The organism is Marinifilum sp. D737 (assembly GCF_026672275.1).
Taxonomy (GTDB): Bacteria; Bacteroidota; Bacteroidia; order Bacteroidales; family Marinifilaceae; genus Marinifilum.
The window spans coordinates 1-22,308 of the sequence record NZ_JANQCD010000056.1 but is presented as its reverse complement, the minus strand read 5'-3'; the positions used below and the strand labels follow the sequence as shown (position 1 = coordinate 22,308).

The following is a 22,308-nucleotide window of genomic DNA, read 5'->3' as shown; positions in this document are numbered from 1 at the left end:
ATCTAGTTTATCAACGCCAGCTAGGTATGCATTGGTGCAGAAACTACGCCTTGCGGTGTGAGTAACAATAAGATCATGTTTAGGAATCATTTTACATCACCACATATACAATTATTTCAATATAAATTTTCAACTAAACACTAAAGGAAATGAAAACAAAATTAAATCTCAATACGCCTAATTGTCTTAATTGTAATGAAAACAGCATATCATTAAAAATCAGTCATCGCGACTTAAATACGGGTCTAAAAAGAGGAATAGGCAAGTTGTTTTTGGCCTTAGTAATGATGATTCTAGGATGCTTTCTTATTTGGTTAGGTGTTGGTACAGGAGATTTCCAAGCTGCAGTTTTTGCATTAGGAGTTGTTTTAGGTATTAATGGCCTTATAAACTTAATAGTATTTGTATCTCGTAAGAATGAAATGTACAAACAATACACTTGCTCTAAATGCTCTTACACTTGGAATAGAATTGGAGAAGATGATGATAATGAAATAATTGATAAAATCTTAAAGCCTTTGAATAGTAACGATTATAAAATAATAAAGGAAACACTACTTGTTATTTCCAACCTTAAAGATTCCAGATTTATAAATCCACTAACAGAATATCTCAACACAGATGATACAAAACTTAAAGCATATATAATTAGAACCTTAGGTGAAATTGGTGATAACCAAGTCTTAGATCGAATCATTGAGGCAACGCATGATGAAGATAAATCGATAAGGAAAAGCGCCTTATCAGCTTTAAGTAATTTCCGATTTAAAAAAATCATCAATCCTTTAATTGACGCTTTGGATGATGAAGATAAATCTGTTAGAGAAGCCTCTCAAGACTCCTTACACAAATTGTCTGGCGAATATTATGGAGATGACAAGTACGAATGGACTAAATATTGGGAAAAGCATTAGTCTCGCATTGAATTCACCAATAATTTATCGAAGTTTCGATTTTAGAAGCGTCAAATTATAATTCGTCAGGTTTTCCGTCAGGCATAAAAAACAAAACGCTTAACTTGTAATAAGTTAAGCGTTTTTCCAGAGGTCTCTGGCGTACCTAAACTTCTTAATTTAATAAAACTATTTTTAATAGCCAAATTACGGAAAACCGTAATGAAAGGCTATACAGAAGGTAAATAGAAATTAAATGGAATTAAAATAAATAAAATAATTACGGGGAAAATACGGGGATTTTATTTATATTGTCTATTGTTATGATTATTCAATATGGCTACATGTAAATTTCTAATAAAGTCAAGTAAGCAAAACCAGTACGCAACAGTTTATCTAAGATTAAGAAGTGGTAATAATATCGATTTAACTGTTGCAACTGAATTAAAAATGTATCCCGAAGTTTGGAATAACAAATCTCAAACATTTAAAAAACGTATTTCATTTACTGAAAACTTTACACCTGATGACAAAAGTGAATTTGAAAACAATCTTCGAGAAATTAAGAATTACGTACTTAAGGAGCTATCAATTGCAACTAGTAAAAGCATAATACTTAGTCAAATCTGGCTAAAAAATACCATTTACCATTTTCATCATCCATCAGTAAATCATCTAAGAGAAGTCGATTTAAATGGCTATATCGAGCTATTCATTACTCAAATAAAAGATGGAAGTAGACTTACCACTATGGGTTTAAGATACAAAACTGGGACAATTAAGAATTTTGAGGGGTTTAAAAATCAATTCTTGGAATTCCAAAATGTGAATAAAATAAAGTTGAGTTTTGACGACATTAGCCTTGCATTTTATGATTCCTTTATTGGTTTTTTTAATAGTAAAGAATATTCTCCCAATACTATTGGCAGGCATATCAAGAATTTAAAAACTATCATGCGTCAAGCGAGGGAAGAAGGTCTACATGCTAACCGAGAAATTGATCGAAACAAGTTTAAAATTTTAAAAATCCCAGCTTCAAATATTTACCTAAACGATAATGAAATAATTGCCATTGCTAGTCTTGATTTAACCGATAAACCCAAACTTGATCTAATAAGAGATGTATTTTTAGTTGGTTGCTACACAGCTCAACGATTTTCTGATTATTCTAAAATTAAGAAAAGTAATATTACAGAAAGAAGTGATGGAAGAATGATCCTTAAATTAATTCAACAAAAAACGGGAGAGGAAGTTATAATTCCAATTAATTCGAAATTAGTTGAAATCTTAAAGAAATATGACTATAACTTGCCAAAAACATACGAACAAAAGGTTAACGCTGGCATAAAGGAAATCGCTAAAATGGCAGAAATTAATTCAGAAGTATGCTACAAAGAAATTAGAGGTGGAATCATAAAAAATAGAATTGAGCCAAAATATAACCTAATTAAAACGCACACCGCAAGAAGATCTGGTGCAACCAATATGTTTAAAGCGGGAATAGCAACTATCAAAATCATGAAAATTACTGGTCATAGAACAGAAAAGGAATTTCTGAACTATATAAAAATCACGAAAGAAGAATCAGCAGTTTCGCTGCTAAACGACCCATACTTCCTATAATACTATGTCAAAAGAAAATAATACTAAGGTTAATCGTAAGCTGTCTAAGGAAGCAATAAAGGCCCAGTTAGAAGAAACTAAAAAGGAATTTATTGTACTACACAGAAAAGAAAATCAAGAGTGGATTGAATCTCATATTTCACTCCTATATCGCATTTTCAAGGTCAATCATAATATTATCGATAAAATTAAAAATGATTATATCCAGTGCTCAGATTTGCTCCTTAAAATTGCTCTTACAGATGGACGTACAGTTCCCGTTTACTTTGAAGGGATATTAGAGCTACGTTCTTCAATTAAACGCCTCATCGAAGAAGCTCAAAAAAGGGCCATTCAAGAATCAGTATCCACTTGGCATAAATTCGGCGAGGATTGTATAAATAACCCTACTCCCAATAATGCTGATATAACGGAACATTTTAAAGCTGAACTTGCAAATAAATTAACAACAGAACAAATGTTAGGTATTAAACCAAACACTTTAGATATAGGTCTTATGAAAAAGTATAAAAAACTAAGCAAATATCTAAAAAATGCGAAACTCGAACAATCCATAGATAATGCCACAAATCCTGTTTGGTCGCTATTCATTCACTATCTGGGCAAAGCAAAATATAACGATTTAGAAAGCGGCAAATTTCCTTCTAAATCAAAAGCTATTATAGCTATAGTGAATGAGCACAATAAAAAATCAAAAAAACAAAGAAAAATTCCGACTATTATAAACCATATCTGCTCTATTGGACATGGAAATAGTAGAGATATCTTAACGCCAACTAATATTAGCGCTGTCATTCCTTACTTACAAGACTATCCTGAAGCAAAAAAAATTGCAGAAAAGGATCTTAAATCCTTTGAATAGCATATCCACATGTACTGACATGTAATTTTTTTTACCAATTAACACACTCATTTACTGACACATTACAACATCAACTCTTTTCTCAGTACCGATTGATACAGTAAATCCCGTTATAATATTTGTGCATAATCTTAAATATCACAAGTTATGCATGAGACCATTTTACTGTCCATACAGAAGGACGAACTAAAAGCAATTATTAAAGAAAGCGTTAGCGATACTTTAAAAAGCATTTCTGCTTCGAAAACTGAAAACGCAAACTTACCCGTTTATCTAACCCGTAAAGAAACTGCTAATCTTCTTAGAATTTCTCTTCCTACCCTACACTCGTTGACAAGACTTCGTCGATTAAGTGTTATTCGAGTGGGAGGTAAAGTATTATATCACAGAGATGAAATATTACAAAAAGTTATTTCTCTAGGCGGTAAAAAAATGGAAAGGAGGCATTATGGAATTTAAAGGTTGGATTAAACTGTATAGAAAATTCTATAAGAGTGAACTTGCCAAAAAACCACCTTACTTCAGAGAAGTATTCTTTTACTTATTGGCTATGGCAAATCATTCGACAAGTTCCTCTTCTGGTAAAACTATTTACCGAGGCCAATTACATGTTGAATACAAGCAAATTATAAAAGACTTAAGTTGGATTGCAAGACGCACTGAAACAGGCTATAGTAAGGACGATATTTCAAATGCAATGAAATATTTACGTAAAGCGGGAATAATTACGACTAATGCAACCACGATAGGTACAATAGTAACTATTTGCAATTACGAGATGTACCAAGGGGATTATTCGATTATAACCCCAATAGCAACTTCGTCAATACAACGAAGAAACCACCTCATAAACAAGAATGAAGAAAAAGAAAAAATAAATACCTCAAAAAAAATTCCTTTTTCTGAGTTTTGGGATGCCTATGACAAAAAGGTCGGGAATAAAGAAAAACTTATTAAAAAGTGGGATAAATTATCCAAAAAAGTTCAGTTGGAAATCATGGCATATTTACCCAAATACCTGCTATCAACTCCTGATAAAAAGTATCGAAAGAATCCTCAGACATTTCTTAATAATAATGGTTGGCAGGATGAAATTCTTGGAATAGATAACAGCTGTATAGAAGTCAAATATTCACAGTATGAAATTCCAAAATCAGACTTGTTTAAATATTCAAATGAAGAGTTACTACAACGAATTAATAACCAATTATACGATTTAAAGAAATGAAAATACAATATCAAAATTATATTATGGAAATCTCTAATATAAGAGGGATACAAGGCAAAACAACTTGCCCTAGGTGCAAAGAGTTAGGCAAACAACATTGGAAAGATAAATGTCTTTCCATAAATCTTTCAAAACAAGTGTTTCATTGTCACAAATGTGGCTTTAAAGGCTATTTCGGCGAGTTAGAGGAGCGAAAAACCAATCAAACTAGTATTTCTCCTTTCGAGAAAGGATCCGAGCTTAAAGCTGAGCACATAGAGTTTTTCAATAGGCGAAAAATCTCTCTTCCTGTCATTCAGCGTAACCTTATTAAAGCTTACAATGGTTATATCATATTTCGCTATAACGAAGGGAGTGCTTTAGTAAACCAAAAATTCCGAAGTATTTCTGAAAAAAAGTTTTTTCAAAGTAAGAATTGTAAGGCTACTGTATTTAAATACGATGACATAAAAGACCAAAAGAATATTATAGTCTGTGAAGGTGAATTGGATGCCTTAAGTTGGGAAGAAGCTGGCTTTAAATTTGCTACGTCTGTAAACCAAGGGGCTCCTAATGTAAATGATAAGCACATTGATGCCAAACTTGAGTGCATCAAAAACTGCTTTGACATATTTGAACAGGCAGAAACCATTTATTTATCAATGGATCAAGATCCAAATGGGTTAAGACTTCAAAAAGAGCTTATAAAGATGTTTACTCCTGAAAAGTGTAAAATAATAAATTATAATGGCTGCAAAGATGCAAATGAACTTCTCATCAAAGGCGGAGTAAAGGCGTTACAAAGTGCATTTCAAAATGCCTACGATGTAAAAGTTGAAGGAATATTTAGGTGCTCCGATGTACTGGATGAAGTAATGCATCATTATAAAAATTCTCAACCACGAGGCACAACTACTTACTTTAAAAATATTGATGAGTGCTGGACTTGGAGGTTAGGTGAACTAAACCTCTGGACAGGATACAACAATGAAGGTAAAAGTCAAATGTTAAAACAGTTATTGCTTTTAAAATCATTGGGAGACAATTGGAAGCATGCTGTTTTTAGTCCTGAGGAAACACCACATTCAGAATGGTTCACAGATCTCATTGAAAGCTTAGTTGGAAAATCAGCTGACTCATTTCATAAAGATACCGACAACTATATGAATGAAGAGCAGTTAAAAATGGCGGCAAGAATAATAGAGAAATCCATATTTAATGTTTTCCCAGCTAATGACCATTCTCTTGATAAGCTTCTTAATCTGTTCTCATACCTTGTCAGGAAACACAATATTCAAACTATAACGATAGATCCTTACAATCAGATCCACCATAAAATGGGTAGAAATGGTCGTGAAGATCTTTATATCAGTCAATTCATGGCTAAACTCAAGAAATTTGCTGTGGATCACAATGTTGCTGTTAATTTAATTGCTCATCAGGTGACACCACAAGTACAAAAAGGTGTGAATTACCCACCTCCAAACCTATATTCAATTAAAGGAGGAGGGACATTTGCCGATAAGGCTGACAATGTTTTAGCGATCTGGAGGCCTAATAGGAATACTATTCCAACAGACACTCTTGTGAAGTTCATGAGTCAGAAAATAAAAAAGCAAAAACTCACTGGCATACCAGGTTCAACTGACCTCTATTTTGAAAGGAAAACAAATCGCTATAACAACAATGATGGGAGTCCTTTTGAAGAAATACTTAAAAACCCAGAACAGAAATCTATTACTAATTTTTAAAGCAATCAAAATGAAAAACGACATAAGAATATGCTATAAATGCAAGAAAGAATTCGATAAAAATACATTGTTGAAACTTAAACCGGAACTCGAACCTTTCTTTCGTTATTACTACTTGAGTAATCCAATTAACAATTTATGCGAGAAATGTATGCGGGATGAAAATGATGCGTTTAGAAAAACCCTATTAATCCTAAAAATTACTATGGAAGACAAGGTTCTTCCTTCTAACTTTTTATCATGTATCTTAAGAAAATTAAATTAATTTCTCTTTCGACAGCACCAAAATTCTCTTTTTTTAAGTGTACACTTCTGTACACTTTTTTTAATCGTATAAGCTAATTAATTCACCAATTTTATACTTATCTGAATTACAATAAGGGCATCTTGGTTTTGCTTCGAACGTGAACTTACCTCCACAAGAGCATATTGGCATAATTTCTTCTACTTTCCTATCGTATTCCTTCTCAAGTATCTTCTTTTCAATCAAATATTTCTCTCGCAACTCCATGATATCAGTAAAAACCACTTCCTTTTCATCTCCACACTTATTACAGTTCAATAAGTGAAATAAAAAGCCGCCACCTCTTCTAATATGAAAAGTTGAATTACATTTTTTGCATATGGCATTATTAATAGCTCCCATAACATCACTTATTATTATGGGAATTTACGCTTTTGAAGTAATAATCCCAAAATCAAAAAAAGGGAATAGGATACTAACATATTGATTTCCTACAATTCCACTTTCCTATGTTAATAATTATTAGCTTTTTCTTTCTTTTCTTTGGTTTTACTTTATTACATTAGCCAATATTTGACAAGTCATAAACAAAATAGTCATGTTTTTAGGAAAACGAATCAGAGAACTTAGAGAAGAGAAAGAATTGCTGCAGCGGCAATTAGCGGCCGAATTAGAAATCGACACGCCAATGTACAGCAAGATTGAAAGAGGTGAACGTAAAGCTAAACGTGAGCAAGTTATAAAAATGGCTAAGCTATTTGAAGCAGACGAAAAAGAGCTGCTTACACTCTGGCTGGCAGGTCAGATAAATGAATTAGTAAAAGGAGAAGAAGAAATTGCCAAAGAGGCAATTAAGGTAGTTGGACAGAACTTGTAAAATTAAATATGGCTAAGAAAAAACAAAAAACAACAGATACACTAAACCTTGAATCTATCCTGTTTAATTGCAGGGAATATTTACGAAGTAATGCATCACTAAACGATAAAAGGGACTTGCTTTTAACGCTTGTTTTTATGCGTTTTATTGGCGAGAAGTTTGAGAAGGTACAGAATGAGATGCGACAAGAGTGTCTCAACAATGGCATTACAGACGAAGAAGTAATAAAATCCTTCCTTAACAGCCCAAGCCGTTACAAAGGGATAGCTTTTGTACCAGAAAAGGCTCGTTGGGCTACGATAATGGAACAGCCTGCATCAAAATTAAATGCAGCACTTGATGATGCTATTCAAGAGCTTGAAAATAGTGGTGATGGGTTAAAAGGCTGTATTCGTGTAGGATTGTTTACGGCAATTAACCTCGAAGCTAATGTCATTAAGAAAGTTATTGACGAGGTGAATAAAATCTCACACAAGACTTTTGGTGAGGAGAAAGATTTAATTGGTCGTGTATATGAGTATTTCCTTAAGTCTTTTGCGGTAAATGCAACTAAGGAAGAGGGCGAGTTTTATACGCCACACGACATTGTTGAGCTGATAGCTGCCTTTATTGAACCATTTGATGGGACGCTTTACGACCCTTGTTGTGGTTCGGGTGGTATGTTTATTCAGTGTGCTAAGTATGTAGAAGCAAAACAAGGTGACATAGAAAAGGTAAATGTGTATGGACAAGAGCGTGACCCTGCCACCTACCGATTGGCTAAAATGAACCTTGCTATGCGTGGTATCTCACACCACCTTGGCGAACACAATGCCGATACATTTTCAAATGACTTGCACAAGGGGCTTACATTCGATTTCATTATGGCTAATCCGCCATTTAATTTAAAGAAATGGTATGATATCTCGTTGAGCAAAGATAGTCGCTGGGCAGACTACTCAGTACCTCCAGAGGGCAATGCCAACTATGCCTGGATATTGCATATGCTCTCGAAGTTAAAAGCGGGCAAAGGTGTAGCAGGCTTCCTACTTGCCAATGGTGCTTTGGGTGATGATGATGCTGTTACTATTCGTCAAAAACTTATTGAGAATGACAAAGTAGAAGCTATTGTGGTACTTCCTCGTGAACTGTTCTATACCACTGACATATCTGTAACCCTATGGATATTGAATGAGAATAAAAAAGGCGGTGCATGGCACGACCGCAAATTGCGTAACCGTGAAAAAGAAATTCTGTTTATGGATTTACGCCAGTGGACTGAAAATCCAGTGAAAAGAGAGCAGAAAAAGAAGGTGGAGTTAAAAGCTGACCAGATGAAACGAGCGACCGAAATCTACTTCAAGTGGCAAAGCGAAGGAACCGATGGGGCAAACTATGCTGAACCCGAGCTTTACCGTTCTGTTGGTTTAGCTGAGTTAGAGGAAAATAACTACTCACTTGTACCAAGTCGATATATTGAGTTCGTTGACCGTGATACCACAATCGACTATCATCAAGTATTAACAGAAACAGCATCAACTGTTTCCAGCCTACTGAATCGTCAAGAAAAGAATGATAAAACGCTTCGTAATGCACTAAAACAGTTAGGTTATGAATGTGAATAACGTGCAGACTAGAATGGTTAGACTTGGGGATTATATTGAGATTTACGATTTGAAAAATATCAAGGCTATTAACCTCCCATTTTTCGGCATAAATAAAGACAAAACCTTTATGCCAACAGTTGCAAATACAAATGGACTAGATAAATCTAAATATAAGATTGTAGAAAAAGATGTATTCGTATTTAGTGGTATGCAAACGGGTCGTGATGTTTGTATACGTTTAGCTCTGTACGATAAAGATGATTCTATATTAGTATCACCAGCATATACAACATTTACTGTAAACGATAAAGCAGTAATATTACCTCAATATTTATTCATTCAGTTTAATCGATTTCAAATGGATAGATATGGTTGGTTTTTAAGTGATGGTAGTATTCGTTCTAATCTTGATTGGAGTGAATTTTGTAAAATCAAAATTCCACTTCCCGATATTGATATTCAGCAAGAACTAGTCGATACATATAATGGGCTAAAAGCATTAGCAGAGCAGAACGAAGCTTTAATAAATCCACTTACCCAAGCCTGTCAAGCCTATATTGTCGATTGCAAAAAAAAGTACCCTGAAGATGAACTTGGAAATTATATAGAGGAGTTAGACGAAAGAAATACAGAAGGTTATTATACAATTGATGATGTTAAAGGTATAAGTACAGAAAAAAAGTTTATTGAAACAAAAGCAAATTTAGATGGTGTTTCATTGACCGCATATAAGGTGGTTAATAGTAATGAATTTGCTTACGTAGCAGATACATCACGTCGTGGAGATAAGATTGCCTTAGCTTTAAATTCAACAAATAAATCTTTGTTGATTTCTTCTATTTACACAACTTTTCGTTCGATTGATTCGGAGGTGTTATTACCCGAATACATATATTTATTGTTGAGCAGAAAGGAATTTGACAGATACTCTCGCTATAATTCTTGGGGAAGTGCAAGAGAGACTTTTGATTGGAGTGAATTATGCAGAGTGCGTATCCCACTTCCTCCACCAGATGTGCAACAAGCAATTGTAAACCTATACAACTGTGCCGAAGAGGCTAAGAAAATAGCTAGCGAGGCTCGTGAAAAAATGAAAACACTCTGCCCTGCATTGGTACAAAGAGCGATAAACGGATAGAGATATGAAACACCAAGAAGCTATATTAGAAGAAACTCACCAAACTACGGCATCATTAGAAGAAGCTATAAAAAAAGAGGCTGATGATCAGTTGGCGGAAACGATGTGGGGCAAACCTGCCAACGATATTATTACAGGCATAGCCAACAATAGTAGTGTACCTGCCAATCGCGCCATTTGGGAGTTGGTACAAAATGCTCGTGATGTATCAAAGGTAGAAGAGCGGGCAAAGGTGCGATTTACTCGCAGGCTCAACGAATTTGTTTTCCAACACAACGGCCAACCATTTGACAGAAAATCAATACAATCTTTGATATTGCAAACCAGTAGCAAAGTGCGTAATGACATAGTGCAGGTGGGGCAATATGGAACAGGCTTTTTAACTACACACAAATTTGGGTTGCAGTTTCATCTACAAAGTTCATTAGATTTAAAGCATGGCAACTATTTTTATAACTTTGGTGTTGAAAAGGATTTTCTTATCGATCGCAGTTCTAAGGATAAAATCATACTTAGTAAGGCTATTAAAGATGCCATAGATATTTCGCAACAGTGGGGTGCTGATGCTAGTCATTGGAGTTCAACTCCTTTGGATGATACGGTATTTATCTACAAACACAATCATCAAATAGAAAGAGATAATGTTGCTGAGGCTTTTAAAAAGTCTGTGGCGTTAGTCCCTTATGTCTTATCGCTAAATCCGCTTTTACAGAGTATTACATTTGCCGATGAGGTGGAACATACCACAGATATATATGAACATATTTCTACTATTCATAAAGCTGATTTTGGCGATACGCAAATGGATCAGGTTACTATCCGTAGAAATTGTGATGGAAAAGAATCTACTATTCAATTTTTGCTATTAAAGAGTAAAAGTCAATTAACAGAAGATAACTCCGAGAGCAAAGTAACTGTTATTCTCCCTTGCGTTTCTACTGATGGCACGGAAAATGTCATTCAGCTCTCCGATGATAAGCCACAACTATATCTATATCTTCCACTTTTAGGAACAGAAAACTGGGGTTGGAACTTTATTGTACACGCTCCTTCATTTACCTGCGATAAAGATACACGAGACTCTTTATTATTTGTTGGGAACGGACAGAATAATGATGACCAAGCCGAGAATAACAAGCAATTAATTCAATTGGCTGGTGGCATTATAAAGGAGTTTATTACACACCAACTCACTAATTATACTGATAGAAAGCATTTCGGACGTGTAAATTTTTTAGCCGATGGAAGCGAGAAGTTGAAAGCGTATTACACCCAACTACAAACTAAGTGGGTGACCTATTTTGAAAGCCAACCATTGGTAAAAAAAGAAGATGAGTATATAGCAGTTAGCACCATCAAGGTATTAGATAAAGAACTATATGAAGCCTGTGAAAACGACTCAAAACTATTGGATGCTCTTTACATATTGCTTTCAAAAGAGATACATAACATTACATTACCAGAACAATCGGATTTGATTTATTGGAGCCGCTGTACCGATGAATGGTATAGAGGTAATGATAATCCTTATGTGCTTACTTTATCGCAAATTTGTAAAATAGTAGAGAATACTCCAATCAAAGATGAAGATATAGTGTGGTTATTGAAACTATGTTCATATCTGAAAGCTCATCCTCACTCTGGTATTGACTTGAAAAAATTGGTGCCTAACGAGCAGTTAAAATTATCGCAAGCAGAGTTGGTAAAGCCAACAAATTTTAACTCAACGTATCGACTAGCGCTGCAAACGCTTGTGCCACAAGAGGTCGAGAAATTTATACACAATAGTTTCTATATAGTTTTAGACGATGCCAAGGAATATGGTTTTGATGATGCAAAAAATGCAATTACTGTCTATCTTACAAGCTTAGATAGCAAAAGTGTAGCACTTAAAAATGCCATTTTAGCTAACGCAAGTTGGCAAAAAGAAGATTATGAAAATGTCTATCTTAATCCAGAACAGATTAATGCTATATTGGATATTTATAAAATGTTATTGCCATTAGATGGTGATGGATTTACAACAAAAACATTCAACTTGCTGTCTCAATTTTATGAATATACACCTTCTGTTAATGAGCGTTTAGATAAAGAACTGTTTGATATTCGCACCTGCTATACGGCACTTTTAAATGATGCTTTGTATAAGTTTACACTATTGGAGGATAAGAGTTCTTGGTGTACTTGGAATTTACAAATGGTTCAAGTATTATTTAATTTCAAAGAAGCAAACAGCTTTTTGCGTAATTATTTGATATATCCCAATCAAATGGGGAAGCATTGTTACGCAAGCGAGTTAAAGAGAGAACGGACAATGCCCTTACGCTTGAAAGAACTCTATGATACTATTTGCCGTGGTGTAAAAGATGAAGATAAATCAAAAAGCATTTGCCACGAATTAGTGGCAAAGGAGTATGAGAACTTTTTTGTTGAGACAGGAGAACTTGATGGTTCAGCATTGGCAGATGAGATCCAAACCCCTTTTGCTCAGAATGAAGTACGTACAATTGGGAATCATCCTCATCAGAAACTTATTATTGAGATAATTGAGTTATTAAACGATGAGAACGATGGATCTGTTTGGCGTAATTTATTTGGTACAATTAATAGTATTAAAGCACAACTGATGCTCAGTGTTATCAATAGCCCCCAAAAACGCGAAAGTATTTTTCAAATAATGAAAGTGCAAGATGAAACTAAATTAAAAATTATTGCTGAACTCTCTATGAACGATGATTTAGTTAGAATAATTGAATTAGGAACAAGGGAGTTAGAACTTGAAATACAAGATAAAAATGACTTCACGTTTAAGAAACAGTTAGGAGAGTATGTTGAAGAGTTCTTATTGGAACAACTAAAAGAAACTATTGGAGAGAACTCATTGACAGTACATATTAACAATGAACAGAATGGGCAAGATTTAATCATTTACATTAATAATAATCCTGTATACTATATTGAAGTTAAATCACGTTGGTCAAGCAAAAACAGTGTATTGATGAGTACAGCTCAACACCAGAAATCTTTTGCAAATAAAGATCAATATGCCTTATGTGTAGTTGATATGAGTGATTACGATAAAGACTTCGTTATACATCACATATATCCTGACGTTAAAGATGTACTTAGCAGAATATCTATGTTAGAGAACATAGGAGCGCTAAATGATAGAATGAAAGATGCTGTTGATGGAAAAGAGGATAAAGATGTCTATATAGCGAGTGGATATCAAGTGCTAGTACCTCAAAAAGTGATTGCAAAACACGGGAAAACTTTTGAAGTATTTATTGATAACCTTAATCAACACATAAACTCAAAAATTCAACATTTAAATTAAATAATACTATGAATATAAAAAAGAAGCAACATTGATTGATTATGACACCATAGAATTACATCAATAACAGATTTGCAATAATATTGAAGCAGATAACGCATAAAAAGTTATATCAAACATGAAGAAAGGAAAGTTTTACGAAAGCGACTACGAAGAGGCTCTTATTGATTTACTTGAGACTCAAGGTTGGACATATAAATTTGGCGGTAATATAGCTCGAAACAATCGAGAAGTTTTACTTATCGATGATTTGACCATTTATCTCAAAAAACGGTATGATGATTTAACCGATTCGGATATTGAAGAGATAACAAACCACCTACGTCACACCAGTGGGCAAACCCATTTTGAGTTACTTCGTAACACTTACTACCTTATTCGTGATGGTTATCGTTACACACGCAGTGGCGATGGCAAAATATTCGATATCGAGTATCTCGATTTTGAGCCCAATAACTCAAATAATATTTATAGTTGTGTAAATCAGTTCGAGGTTGGATATGGCTTAAAAGCTGATAAGCGCATACCCGATGTACTACTTTTTATTAATGGAATTCCGCTTTGTATTTTCGAACTTAAAAACCCAACCGATGCTAATGCAACCATTGCCGATGCTTACGACCAAATTCATAACCGTTACAAAAGAGATATTCCGCACCTTTTGCGTTACTGCCCACTATCTTGTATAAGTGATGCAACAGTAAACAATACAAAACTAGGTACAACCTACACACCATACAATCACTACTATGCTTGGAAAAAGGTAAACAACGAGGACGAATCAGCCAAACGAGGTGTCGACCAAGTGAAAACCATAGTATCAGGTGTGTATGAGCCGAATCGCTTTTTAGAAATTATTCGTGATTATGTTTACTTTCCCGACAAAGTATCGGAGAAAGAAGAAGAGATAGTATGTCGTTATCCTCAGTTTTTTGCTACCCGAATGTTAAGAGAGAGTGTACTAAAGGCTCACTCAGCTAACAGCCGAAAGGGTGGTACTTACTTTGGTGCAACGGGCTGTGGTAAAACCTATACAATGATGTTTTTGGCTCGTCAGCTATCCTTACGCTGCAACGAACTTGGCTCGCCTACTATTGTAATGATTGTGGATAGAGACGACCTACAAACACAAGCAGGAAAACTGTTCCTTCATTCAGAAGAGTTTTTATCCTTGGGGGCAGCTAAAATAATTGCAGATAGAGTTGACCTTAAAACGGAAATGTCAATCAGAAAATCTGGAGGATTCTTTATTTGTACCATCCAAAAGTTCTGTGAAGAGATAGGTGAATTGAATACACGTAAAAACATTATCTGCTTTTCCGACGAGGCACATCGTTCACAAGTAAAATTGAACAAGCAACTAAAATTAAAAGATAAAAAGACTCAAGGAGACGATAAAAAGGATACACCTATAGGAGCATTCGTAACAAAGCCTTACGCTGAGCATTTGCGTTGTGCATTCCCCAATGCTACATTCGTGGGTTTTACAGGTACTCCCATAGAAGAGACGATTCAAGTCTTTGGTGAGGTAGTGGATAGTTATACAATGCAACAATCGGTAGATGATGATATTACAGTTGGTTTGAAATATATTCCTCGTATAGCAAATGTTACGCTCGATAGCCAAAAAGTAAAAGAGATAGACGCTTATTACAAACAGTGTGCTGATGAAGGTGCTACGGAAGATGATGTGGTTGCTAGTAAAAAGGCAATGAGTGCAATGGAGGTGATTCTTGGTGATGATGAACGTTTAGAGCGATTGGCTAAAGATATTACAACGCACTATACCAATGCATGCGAAAACAAAGCTGATGTTGTTCAAAAAGCTATGATTGTATGTAGCAAGCGTAAAATTGCATACCGCTTACTGCAAAAGTTCAGAGAGCAAAAGCCCGAATGGTTCGAAAAGAAGAAATCGCCCGACGATAGCAAATTAACGACTGATGAGTTGAAGAAACTATCGCCAATGCCTACTATAGCGATGGTTGCGACTCGTGGTAAAGATGACCCAAAGGATATGCATAAATATCTAGGCGATAAAGCTCGAATAAAAAAGCTAGATGATGCGTTTAAAATGGAGCATTCGAATTTTCGCATTGTAATAGTTGTAGATATGTGGATTACAGGATTTGACGTTCCTTGTTTATCATACCTTTATAACGACAAGCCTCTACAAAAACAAACACTTATTCAAACCATAAGCCGTGTTAACCGCAAATACACGGGCAAAAAGTTTGGATATGTTATTGACTACATCGGCATTCGTGAAAATATGATGAAGGCTATGCGTAAGTTTGGAGGCGCCTCATTTGGACCAAGCGAGGATGATGTGCAACAAGCTTTAGAGGCTCTAATTATTGAGTTGAAAATAATCAGTGATGTATTTGCTGATTTTGATATAACGCCATTTACCGATTCCAATACAACGCCATTGGAGCGCTTAGAGTGCCTATCGTCAGCTGCCGACTACATAATCACACTAACTGAGCAACTCAATCTGAGCAACGAAAAAGATAAGCCAAAAAAGGTTAGTGTAAAGACATTCTTTATGGCTCATGTAAGACGATTGAGAACAGCTTACGATATTTGTCAGCCATCTAATGTGCTTACAAATGAGCAGCTATCCTTGTCGCAGTGCTTTATGGCAGTCGCTTCTTATATCAGAAAAACATCGGGTGAGAAACACGATGCCGAAAGTATGAATCGTGCGGTTGAAAAAATGGTTGCAGAAGCTTTAAAATGCAATTCGGTAGTAAATATTCTTGAAACCGATGTAGAAGAGAATATATTCAGCCCTGAGTTTGTGGAGCAGTTGGATCACATAAAACTGCCAGCAACCAAACTTGAAGTTTTAATTAAGATGCTTCGTAAGGCTATAAAAGAGTACAAGGATACTAATAAAATAGCAGCCGAAAAATACGAAGAGTTGCTCAATAGAACGCTTGAAGAATACCATAACAGAAGAGCCAGTTTATCATCTGAAGAAGCCTCTTCCACACAGGCTGAGGCGGTTGATTCAATCATCCGAAATGCGACACAACAGGCTTTGGATATAATGGCGAAATTAGGCGAAGACAAAGAGAGTTTTAGAAAACTAGGATTGACTTTCGAGGAAAAAGCTTTCTACGATATTCTTATGCACTTACGAGACAAGTATAACTTTGAATTTGGCGAAGATAAAAAAGTAGGTAGCTTAATTATTAACGATAAATGTAAACTTTTAGCTCAAAAAATTAAAGAGCTGATTGATATGCAATCGTCGTTCACAGATTGGCTCAACAATAGTAATGTAAGAGCAGACCTTAACCAAAAAATATTCTTCCTCTTACATAAAAATGGTTACCCACCGCAGTTTAATGATGAGGTGTTCGATCAGGTAATGGAACAGGTGGAAAATTTTAAACACAAAAATTAAATGATAAAATCTGCCAAAGACTACACCGTTTCAGATATTCTTAAAATAGATGCTGATTTAAAATATGTAATCCCAAAGTACCAACGTGAATACACCTGGGGCAAATGGCAATGGGAAGCCTTGTTCGATGATATTAGCGAAAATGGTACAGGTCATTTTATTGGTTCAATTATTTGTATAGACCAGGCAACCGATGCATTATCTACACGTGAATTAGAATTAGTAGATGGTCAGCAACGCTTAACAACAATTTCATTGTTGTACGCAGCTATATATGGAATTCTGAATAAAAAAGAAGCCGAATTACCGATGGATAAGAAGGTGGAATTATTCAACCTTAAAAGGCGATTGGTATTAAAAAAAGATGATACGCTTCTGAGATTAGAACCTTCATTTCAAAATGATAACTACTTCGATTATCAGGCAGTATTAAAAGAAGCAAGTATTTTAGAAGAAGCCGAACATAAACGCAATGCAGGTAACAGAAAAATGTTTAAATCATTTCGTTACTTCAAAAACCGACTGTCAGAAACAACAACTGACGATGAAGGAAATGTAAAACCAGTATTCGACACCAAGCAGCTGTTCAGCTTATTGGATAAAATTGGAAGTGCGTGTTTGGTAAAAATTGAGGTTTACTCGCATTCTAGCGCATTTACATTGTTTGAATCATTAAATAATAGAGGTGTTCCACTTTCTGCAATCGACTTAATTAAAAACAAGTTACTTGCTAAACTTGAAAAGGAGAATGTTGAAACACTAGATAAAAACTTTAACAAGTGGAATAAATTCTTGCAGTTCTTAACAGATGATTATTCAACACAAGAACGTTTCTTACGCCATTTTTACAATGGCTTTAAGCATCAATCTGAAATAGGAATAAAAGGGATTCCTTTAGCAACACGTTCTAATTTGATTCAGATTTTTGAAAAGCTGATTGATGCTGACCCCAAAGCAATATTTGATAGCCTGCACAATGCCGCAAAAGATTACAATCGGGTAATTGCACCCGACCATGAAGATAACTCCCCTATTTTAAAAGCTGCATTGCGTGATTTATCAAGAGTTGGAGGCGCACCTGCACATGTTCTTCTCATTTATCTAATCGTAAAGAAAAAGAACATATTATCCGATGAGCAATTTGCAAAAATCATAACCATTCTGGTTAAGTTTTTTGTGAGACGACATTTAACCGACACTCCACCAACAAGGGATTTACCAAGACATTTTATTACAATAATTGAACTCATTAAGAATATGGATAACGGTGATGTAATACATGCCGCAATCCGCAAAAGCTTAATAACAATATCTGTTGATGATGATGTATTTGAAGAAAAACTGAAAGGGAATTTGTACGATGAGAATGTTGGTTTAACGCGTTTCCTATTGTGTAAGATTGAACAGAACGAACAAACCGTTGAAAATACGATTGACCTTTGGGCAAGGAACGATAAAAAGAAATTCATATTTACCGTTGAACATGTTTTCCCTCAAGGTGAGAATATCCCTGATGATTGGGTAAGCTCAATAGCCGATGGCGACAAGGAGAAAGCAAAGAAACTACAGGAGGAATACGTTCATACTTTAGGCAACCTTACTTTAAGTGGCTACAACAGCAAATTGAGTAACATGTCGTTTATTAAAAAACGAGACCGAGTAGACGATAACAAAAAGCCAATTGGTTATAAAAACGGATTATACTTAAATAAAGTACTAGCAACAAAAGAAAACTGGTCAGTAACAGACATTGCGGAAAGAACTGAACTAATAATCTCAAAAATCAAATCTCAATTTTCATATTTCGAGGATTAACAAAAAACTGTAACCAAAAACTTTGCAGAAATTTTATCGAAAGGTTGGACAATTGTTATACTTTGTCAATAATGATGTATTTAAAATCACTAGTATAGTGGTTTTATTTCATAATGATAATTACTCTCCATGTAGCTTTTATGCATTATCCTAACACCCCACTACTTTGTATCAGGTTTAAAGATCTCTTGCAACAGAAAGGAATGAGTTTCCTTCTTTTAATACTTTTAAAAGTAATCCTCTATCATCAACACAAAATTTGTTGCTCATTTTTTTAGTCATAAAAAACACCCCAAAGTTAGACACGACTTTTGAGGTGCATTTCAATAATTAATAGGTTTAAAATTGATAAATAATTCAACTTAATTGCATGACGTTAAGTCAATTGACTTAATAAACTCCCTTCCTTCACTAAAATGAACTAATCCCAAATGATGTAATCTACCAATAATCATGGCAGGATGAGTATTAAATTTTTTAGCGAATGAAATTATATCTTCTCTATTTAAAGGAGCAGCATTAATAACCTCTTGCTCCTGTTTAGCACTAAATGTCCATTCTTCAGCAAATTCATTAGCCTCTTGCTCCTTCTTAGGATCAGAACCGGAAAAATTTACCCCTTCCAAAGAAATATACTTTTTACCATGACGAAGAATATGTCCTGCCTCATGAAAGAATGTAAACCAAAATCTATCATTTTGCCTATATCTTGCGGATAGTTGAATAACGGGTGTATTTTTTATCCATCTGGTAGAACCACTAATAGGAGCTTTAGGCAATTTAGGAGTATAAAATACTTTTACACCAGCTTTTGAGCAGAGTGCCTGTAGTTGCAAAAAATAATCTTCTGGATGATTAGCCATTACTTCCTTTATTAATGGTAATAGCTCAAGAAACACTCCCTTATCATATTCAGGAACATCAATTTGTTCAGCTTGAAGTTCTCCTTGTCTTAACCAAGCTGAAACCGCCTCTGGTTCATGAGTATGCGCTAATGAAGTATATGCAGCCACTTTTAATTCACTTTTCATGTAAAGCTTATCCCAAGCTTCATGAGTAGATACTCCAAAGTATTCAAATAAATTAATCGTTTTCTCTTCTAATTTTCTTGTTTTAGGAACCCAGTTATTTTTAGCCATTTCTGCATAAGGAAAACTCTTCGTCCATTCTTCAGCATTTTCAACGTCAACTTTCCTTTTTAACCTTGCCTTATACTCATTATATCTTGCCTGTTTATTAATCCAAAAATGAGCAGGAATTTTAGTTATATTTTCAAACATAACCGCCATTTCTGAAGTAATAGCACTTTCTCCTTTTAAAACAGCAAATATTGTTTTTTCAGGTTTTCCAGTTCGGATAGCAAACTCCTTCTGAGTCATTCCCATTTCCTCTAACTTCTCTTTTAAAGTTACGCATGGGTGTAAAACTTCTTGTGGATAATATTCGTTTAAAGTTGCCATAACTCAACCCTCCTTATGATAATTATTTACCTCGATTATTTCTAAGCTTTTTATCTCAACCAGCATTTGTTTTCCATCTCCATCTTTCGGAATTGGTTTTTCTGCTGGTTCAAAAACCAGTCTATATGGATGATCTAAATCGCAAGCCCACTTATCTTTTAAATCTCCGTTCAACTGATGATATCGACCTGGTAAATATTGTAAATCCTCAAAATTTTCAGCAGCAGCCAAATCATCAAGCCTTCTTTGGTATATCTGTGACCGTTTAGGTCCCATTTTTCTATCTGCCAAAGTTTTATTATTGGCATACTTTTTCAATTTATTATCGGCAAAAGTAATAATCATTTCAATATAAATAAAATTTTAGTTAACAGCAAGTGTTAATTAAAACAATTCTAATCTAAATTACATTAATAAAAAACTTAGCTACAACAATAATAAACATCCTCCTAGAGCAAGAATGAATTATGATTAGGCATTAAATTTAATGATTATTATTTTCTTATCAATAAATTATTCTGATACTTATAACATGAATCGTTAGTTAATTTATAATTGATAGAGTAACATCATTTTTAACTGATTCTCTTTTAATAAATATCTTAATGCAAGTAAAACTTAAACGTGCTAAAAAGTTACTTTTTTCATTTTACGGGGACAATACGGGGAAACTTTTAAATAAAAAAACCTCAATCCACTATATGTAGTGTAATTGAGGTTTTATTTTGAGGTCTCTGGCGGACACAAACAAACCTAAATACACCCATTACACAAACATCAATATTTTAAGCTAATCAGTCCACACCTTTAATGTTTACTGATACTACAGATCATTTTAGAATTAAGACTAGATTAGATCAATTTAAATAAGGTTAAGAAAATACGGCAACAAAAGCGGCAACAATCAAATTTTAACCTACCTTTGGCAAGTAGAATTAAATGCACCTTGATATGTCAAATGTTCGCTTCACCTTACGCTCTCCAAAACAAGAAAATGAAACCCCAATACATTTAGTTTACCGACTTAAGGGGGCAAAATTGGTTTACCCTCTAAAAGTAAAAGTTGTTCCTATTCATTGGGACAAAGCAAGACAAAGAGTTCGAAATGTCGCAGCGGCTAAAAACAAACAAAGCATTAACAGCCTACTCAATGATCTCGAAAATAAAGTTACAAGCTTTATAGATGATTGCATTGTAAAGCCTACACTTCTTTCAAAAGGTTCAATAAAACAGTTTTTAGATGATTACTTCAACCCTATTAGCGAGGAAGAAAAAAGCCTTTTCAGTTTTATCGATAACTTAATAGAAAAAGAATCTACACGAGTAAATCCAACTACCGGAAAACTAATTACTAGCGGTACAATTCGAAGTTTAAAAGGCACGAAAGAAGCTTTAAAGAAATTCGAAAGTGTTAATTACACTCTATCTTTTGAAACAATAACACAGGAGTTTTATAATGATTTTGTGAATTGGTGCAACTCCAAAAACTACACTTTGAATAATACAGGAAAACACATTAAAAATCTAAAAAAATTCATGGGTGAAGCCGTTGAATTAGGCCTAACTAACAATATGGCTTTCCGAGGTAAATATTTCATTGTTCTAAAGGAAGATGTAGACAACATCTATTTAAACATGGAGGAACTTACTCGTTTGTATAAACTGGATTTATCCGAAAGCCCGAAACAAGAAAGAGCAAGAGATTTATTTTTAATAGGTGCTTTTACAGGGCTTAGAGTTTCCGACTTTAAACAATTAACACCAGATAACATCATTAAGAGAGTTGGATCAGATGTTATGTTTCAGGTAGAAACCCAAAAAACAGGACAAAAAGTAATAATCCCTCTCCACCCTATTGTATCCTCTATTTTACAGAGATACGACGGCAAACCTCCTAAAAGCATGCCAGAACAGCACATTAACGATGAAATAAAGAAAATAGGTAAGCTCGCTGAAATAAATGAGAAAATTAGAGTAGCTAAAACTAAAGGAGGAATGAAAGTTAGTAAAATGATTCCTAAACATGATCTTATTGTTACTCACACCGCAAGGCGTAGTTTCTGCACCAATGCATACCTAGCTGGCGTTGATAAACTAGAT

The 22,308-nt window shown here is 34.5% G+C and carries 16 protein-coding genes; 13 read left to right on the top strand and 3 right to left on the bottom strand.

Annotated elements, in window-relative coordinates:
• Positions 1-149 precede the first annotated feature (149 nt).
• The 6 genes from NQ163_RS19715 to NQ163_RS19690 all read left to right on the top strand — a co-directional run bounded on the left by NQ163_RS19715 (position 150) and on the right by NQ163_RS19690 (position 6,336).
• The gene (locus tag NQ163_RS19715; RefSeq protein ID WP_268192036.1) at positions 150-914 is read left to right on the top strand and encodes a HEAT repeat domain-containing protein; all 765 of its coding nucleotides are present in this window, start codon (positions 150-152) and stop codon (positions 912-914) included.
• Between the two features lie 315 nt (positions 915-1,229).
• Positions 1,230-2,516 carry a site-specific integrase gene (locus NQ163_RS19710; protein ID WP_268192035.1) on the top strand — a complete coding sequence of 429 codons (1,287 nt, stop codon included), beginning with the start codon at positions 1,230-1,232 and terminating at the stop codon, positions 2,514-2,516.
• A gap of 4 nt (positions 2,517-2,520) precedes the next feature.
• Positions 2,521-3,378, top strand: coding sequence for a hypothetical protein (locus NQ163_RS19705; protein ID WP_268192034.1), 858 nt, complete (start codon positions 2,521-2,523; stop codon positions 3,376-3,378).
• A 147-nt stretch (positions 3,379-3,525) separates the two neighbouring features.
• Positions 3,526-3,837, top strand: a complete 312-nt coding sequence (locus tag NQ163_RS19700) for a helix-turn-helix domain-containing protein (RefSeq protein ID WP_268192033.1) — start codon at positions 3,526-3,528, stop codon at positions 3,835-3,837.
• Positions 3,827-4,606 carry a hypothetical protein gene (locus NQ163_RS19695; RefSeq protein ID WP_268192032.1) on the top strand — a complete coding sequence of 260 codons (780 nt, stop codon included), beginning with the start codon at positions 3,827-3,829 and terminating at the stop codon, positions 4,604-4,606. The genes NQ163_RS19700 and NQ163_RS19695 overlap by 11 nt, the downstream gene beginning before the upstream one ends.
• Positions 4,603-6,336: a DnaB-like helicase C-terminal domain-containing protein gene (locus tag NQ163_RS19690; protein ID WP_268192031.1), complete on the top strand. Its 1,734-nt coding sequence runs from the start codon at positions 4,603-4,605 to the stop codon at positions 6,334-6,336. Before NQ163_RS19695 ends, NQ163_RS19690 begins: the two co-directional genes overlap by 4 nt.
• 325 nt (positions 6,337-6,661) lie before the next feature.
• Here the strand turns inward: NQ163_RS19690 and NQ163_RS19685 are convergent, their stop codons facing one another.
• Complete coding sequence (locus tag NQ163_RS19685) at positions 6,662-6,982, bottom strand: hypothetical protein (protein WP_268192030.1); 321 nt, start codon at positions 6,980-6,982, stop codon at positions 6,662-6,664.
• Positions 6,983-7,178: 196 nt separating this feature from the next.
• Between NQ163_RS19685 and NQ163_RS19680 the strand changes: the two genes are divergently transcribed.
• The 6 genes from NQ163_RS19680 (at position 7,179) to NQ163_RS19655 (ending at position 18,748) form a co-directional block, all read left to right on the top strand.
• Positions 7,179-7,457, top strand: coding sequence for a helix-turn-helix domain-containing protein (locus tag NQ163_RS19680; RefSeq protein ID WP_268192029.1), 279 nt, complete (start codon positions 7,179-7,181; stop codon positions 7,455-7,457).
• An 8-nt stretch (positions 7,458-7,465) separates the two neighbouring features.
• A complete protein-coding gene (locus tag NQ163_RS19675) occupies positions 7,466-9,061 on the top strand; it encodes a class I SAM-dependent DNA methyltransferase (protein WP_268192028.1) in 1,596 nt (531 codons plus the stop codon).
• Positions 9,048-10,181, top strand: coding sequence for a restriction endonuclease subunit S (locus tag NQ163_RS19670; RefSeq protein WP_268192027.1), 1,134 nt, complete (start codon positions 9,048-9,050; stop codon positions 10,179-10,181). The genes NQ163_RS19675 and NQ163_RS19670 overlap by 14 nt, the downstream gene beginning before the upstream one ends.
• A gap of 4 nt (positions 10,182-10,185) precedes the next feature.
• Complete coding sequence (locus NQ163_RS19665) at positions 10,186-13,518, top strand: sacsin N-terminal ATP-binding-like domain-containing protein (protein ID WP_268192026.1); 3,333 nt, start codon at positions 10,186-10,188, stop codon at positions 13,516-13,518.
• A gap of 118 nt (positions 13,519-13,636) precedes the next feature.
• Positions 13,637-16,933, top strand: a complete 3,297-nt coding sequence (locus NQ163_RS19660) for a type I restriction endonuclease subunit R (protein ID WP_268192025.1) — start codon at positions 13,637-13,639, stop codon at positions 16,931-16,933.
• Positions 16,934-18,748: a DUF262 domain-containing protein gene (locus NQ163_RS19655; RefSeq protein WP_268192024.1), complete on the top strand. Its 1,815-nt coding sequence runs from the start codon at positions 16,934-16,936 to the stop codon at positions 18,746-18,748. It begins immediately after the preceding gene.
• 362 nt (positions 18,749-19,110) lie between these two features.
• On the opposite strand, the gene NQ163_RS19650 is transcribed toward NQ163_RS19655, so the two are convergent.
• Both NQ163_RS19650 and NQ163_RS19645 read right to left on the bottom strand, forming a co-directional pair.
• The gene (locus tag NQ163_RS19650; RefSeq protein WP_268192023.1) at positions 19,111-20,208 is read right to left on the bottom strand and encodes an ImmA/IrrE family metallo-endopeptidase; all 1,098 of its coding nucleotides are present in this window, start codon (positions 20,206-20,208) and stop codon (positions 19,111-19,113) included.
• A 3-nt stretch (positions 20,209-20,211) separates the two neighbouring features.
• Positions 20,212-20,553 (bottom strand): type II toxin-antitoxin system RelE/ParE family toxin, encoded by a 342-nt coding sequence (locus tag NQ163_RS19645; protein WP_268192022.1) that lies wholly within the window; start codon positions 20,551-20,553, stop codon positions 20,212-20,214.
• A 606-nt stretch (positions 20,554-21,159) separates the two neighbouring features.
• On the opposite strand from NQ163_RS19645, the gene NQ163_RS19640 reads away from it, so the two are divergent.
• On the top strand, positions 21,160-22,308 hold a 1,149-nt coding region (locus NQ163_RS19640), incomplete at its 3' end, for a site-specific integrase (protein WP_268192021.1).

Bases quoted from the DNA above. Each gene is read 5' to 3' on its own strand.
- NQ163_RS19665 (WP_268192026.1), top strand. From the start codon at position 10,186: ATGAAACACCAAGAAGCTATATTAGAAGAAACTCACCAAACTACGGCA.
- NQ163_RS19695 (WP_268192032.1), top strand. From the start codon at position 3,827: ATGGAATTTAAAGGTTGGATTAAACTGTATAGAAAATTCTATAAGAGT.
- NQ163_RS19660 (WP_268192025.1), top strand. From the start codon at position 13,637: ATGAAGAAAGGAAAGTTTTACGAAAGCGACTACGAAGAGGCTCTTATT.
- NQ163_RS19645 (WP_268192022.1), bottom strand. From the start codon at position 20,553: ATGATTATTACTTTTGCCGATAATAAATTGAAAAAGTATGCCAATAAT.
- NQ163_RS19715 (WP_268192036.1), top strand. From the start codon at position 150: ATGAAAACAAAATTAAATCTCAATACGCCTAATTGTCTTAATTGTAAT.
- NQ163_RS19685 (WP_268192030.1), bottom strand. From the start codon at position 6,982: ATGGGAGCTATTAATAATGCCATATGCAAAAAATGTAATTCAACTTTT.
- NQ163_RS19680 (WP_268192029.1), top strand. From the start codon at position 7,179: ATGTTTTTAGGAAAACGAATCAGAGAACTTAGAGAAGAGAAAGAATTG.
- NQ163_RS19690 (WP_268192031.1), top strand. From the start codon at position 4,603: ATGAAAATACAATATCAAAATTATATTATGGAAATCTCTAATATAAGA.
- NQ163_RS19650 (WP_268192023.1), bottom strand. From the start codon at position 20,208: ATGGCAACTTTAAACGAATATTATCCACAAGAAGTTTTACACCCATGC.
- NQ163_RS19710 (WP_268192035.1), top strand. From the start codon at position 1,230: ATGGCTACATGTAAATTTCTAATAAAGTCAAGTAAGCAAAACCAGTAC.
- NQ163_RS19700 (WP_268192033.1), top strand. From the start codon at position 3,526: ATGCATGAGACCATTTTACTGTCCATACAGAAGGACGAACTAAAAGCA.
- NQ163_RS19675 (WP_268192028.1), top strand. From the start codon at position 7,466: ATGGCTAAGAAAAAACAAAAAACAACAGATACACTAAACCTTGAATCT.
- NQ163_RS19705 (WP_268192034.1), top strand. From the start codon at position 2,521: ATGTCAAAAGAAAATAATACTAAGGTTAATCGTAAGCTGTCTAAGGAA.
- NQ163_RS19655 (WP_268192024.1), top strand. From the start codon at position 16,934: ATGATAAAATCTGCCAAAGACTACACCGTTTCAGATATTCTTAAAATA.
- NQ163_RS19670 (WP_268192027.1), top strand. From the start codon at position 9,048: ATGAATGTGAATAACGTGCAGACTAGAATGGTTAGACTTGGGGATTAT.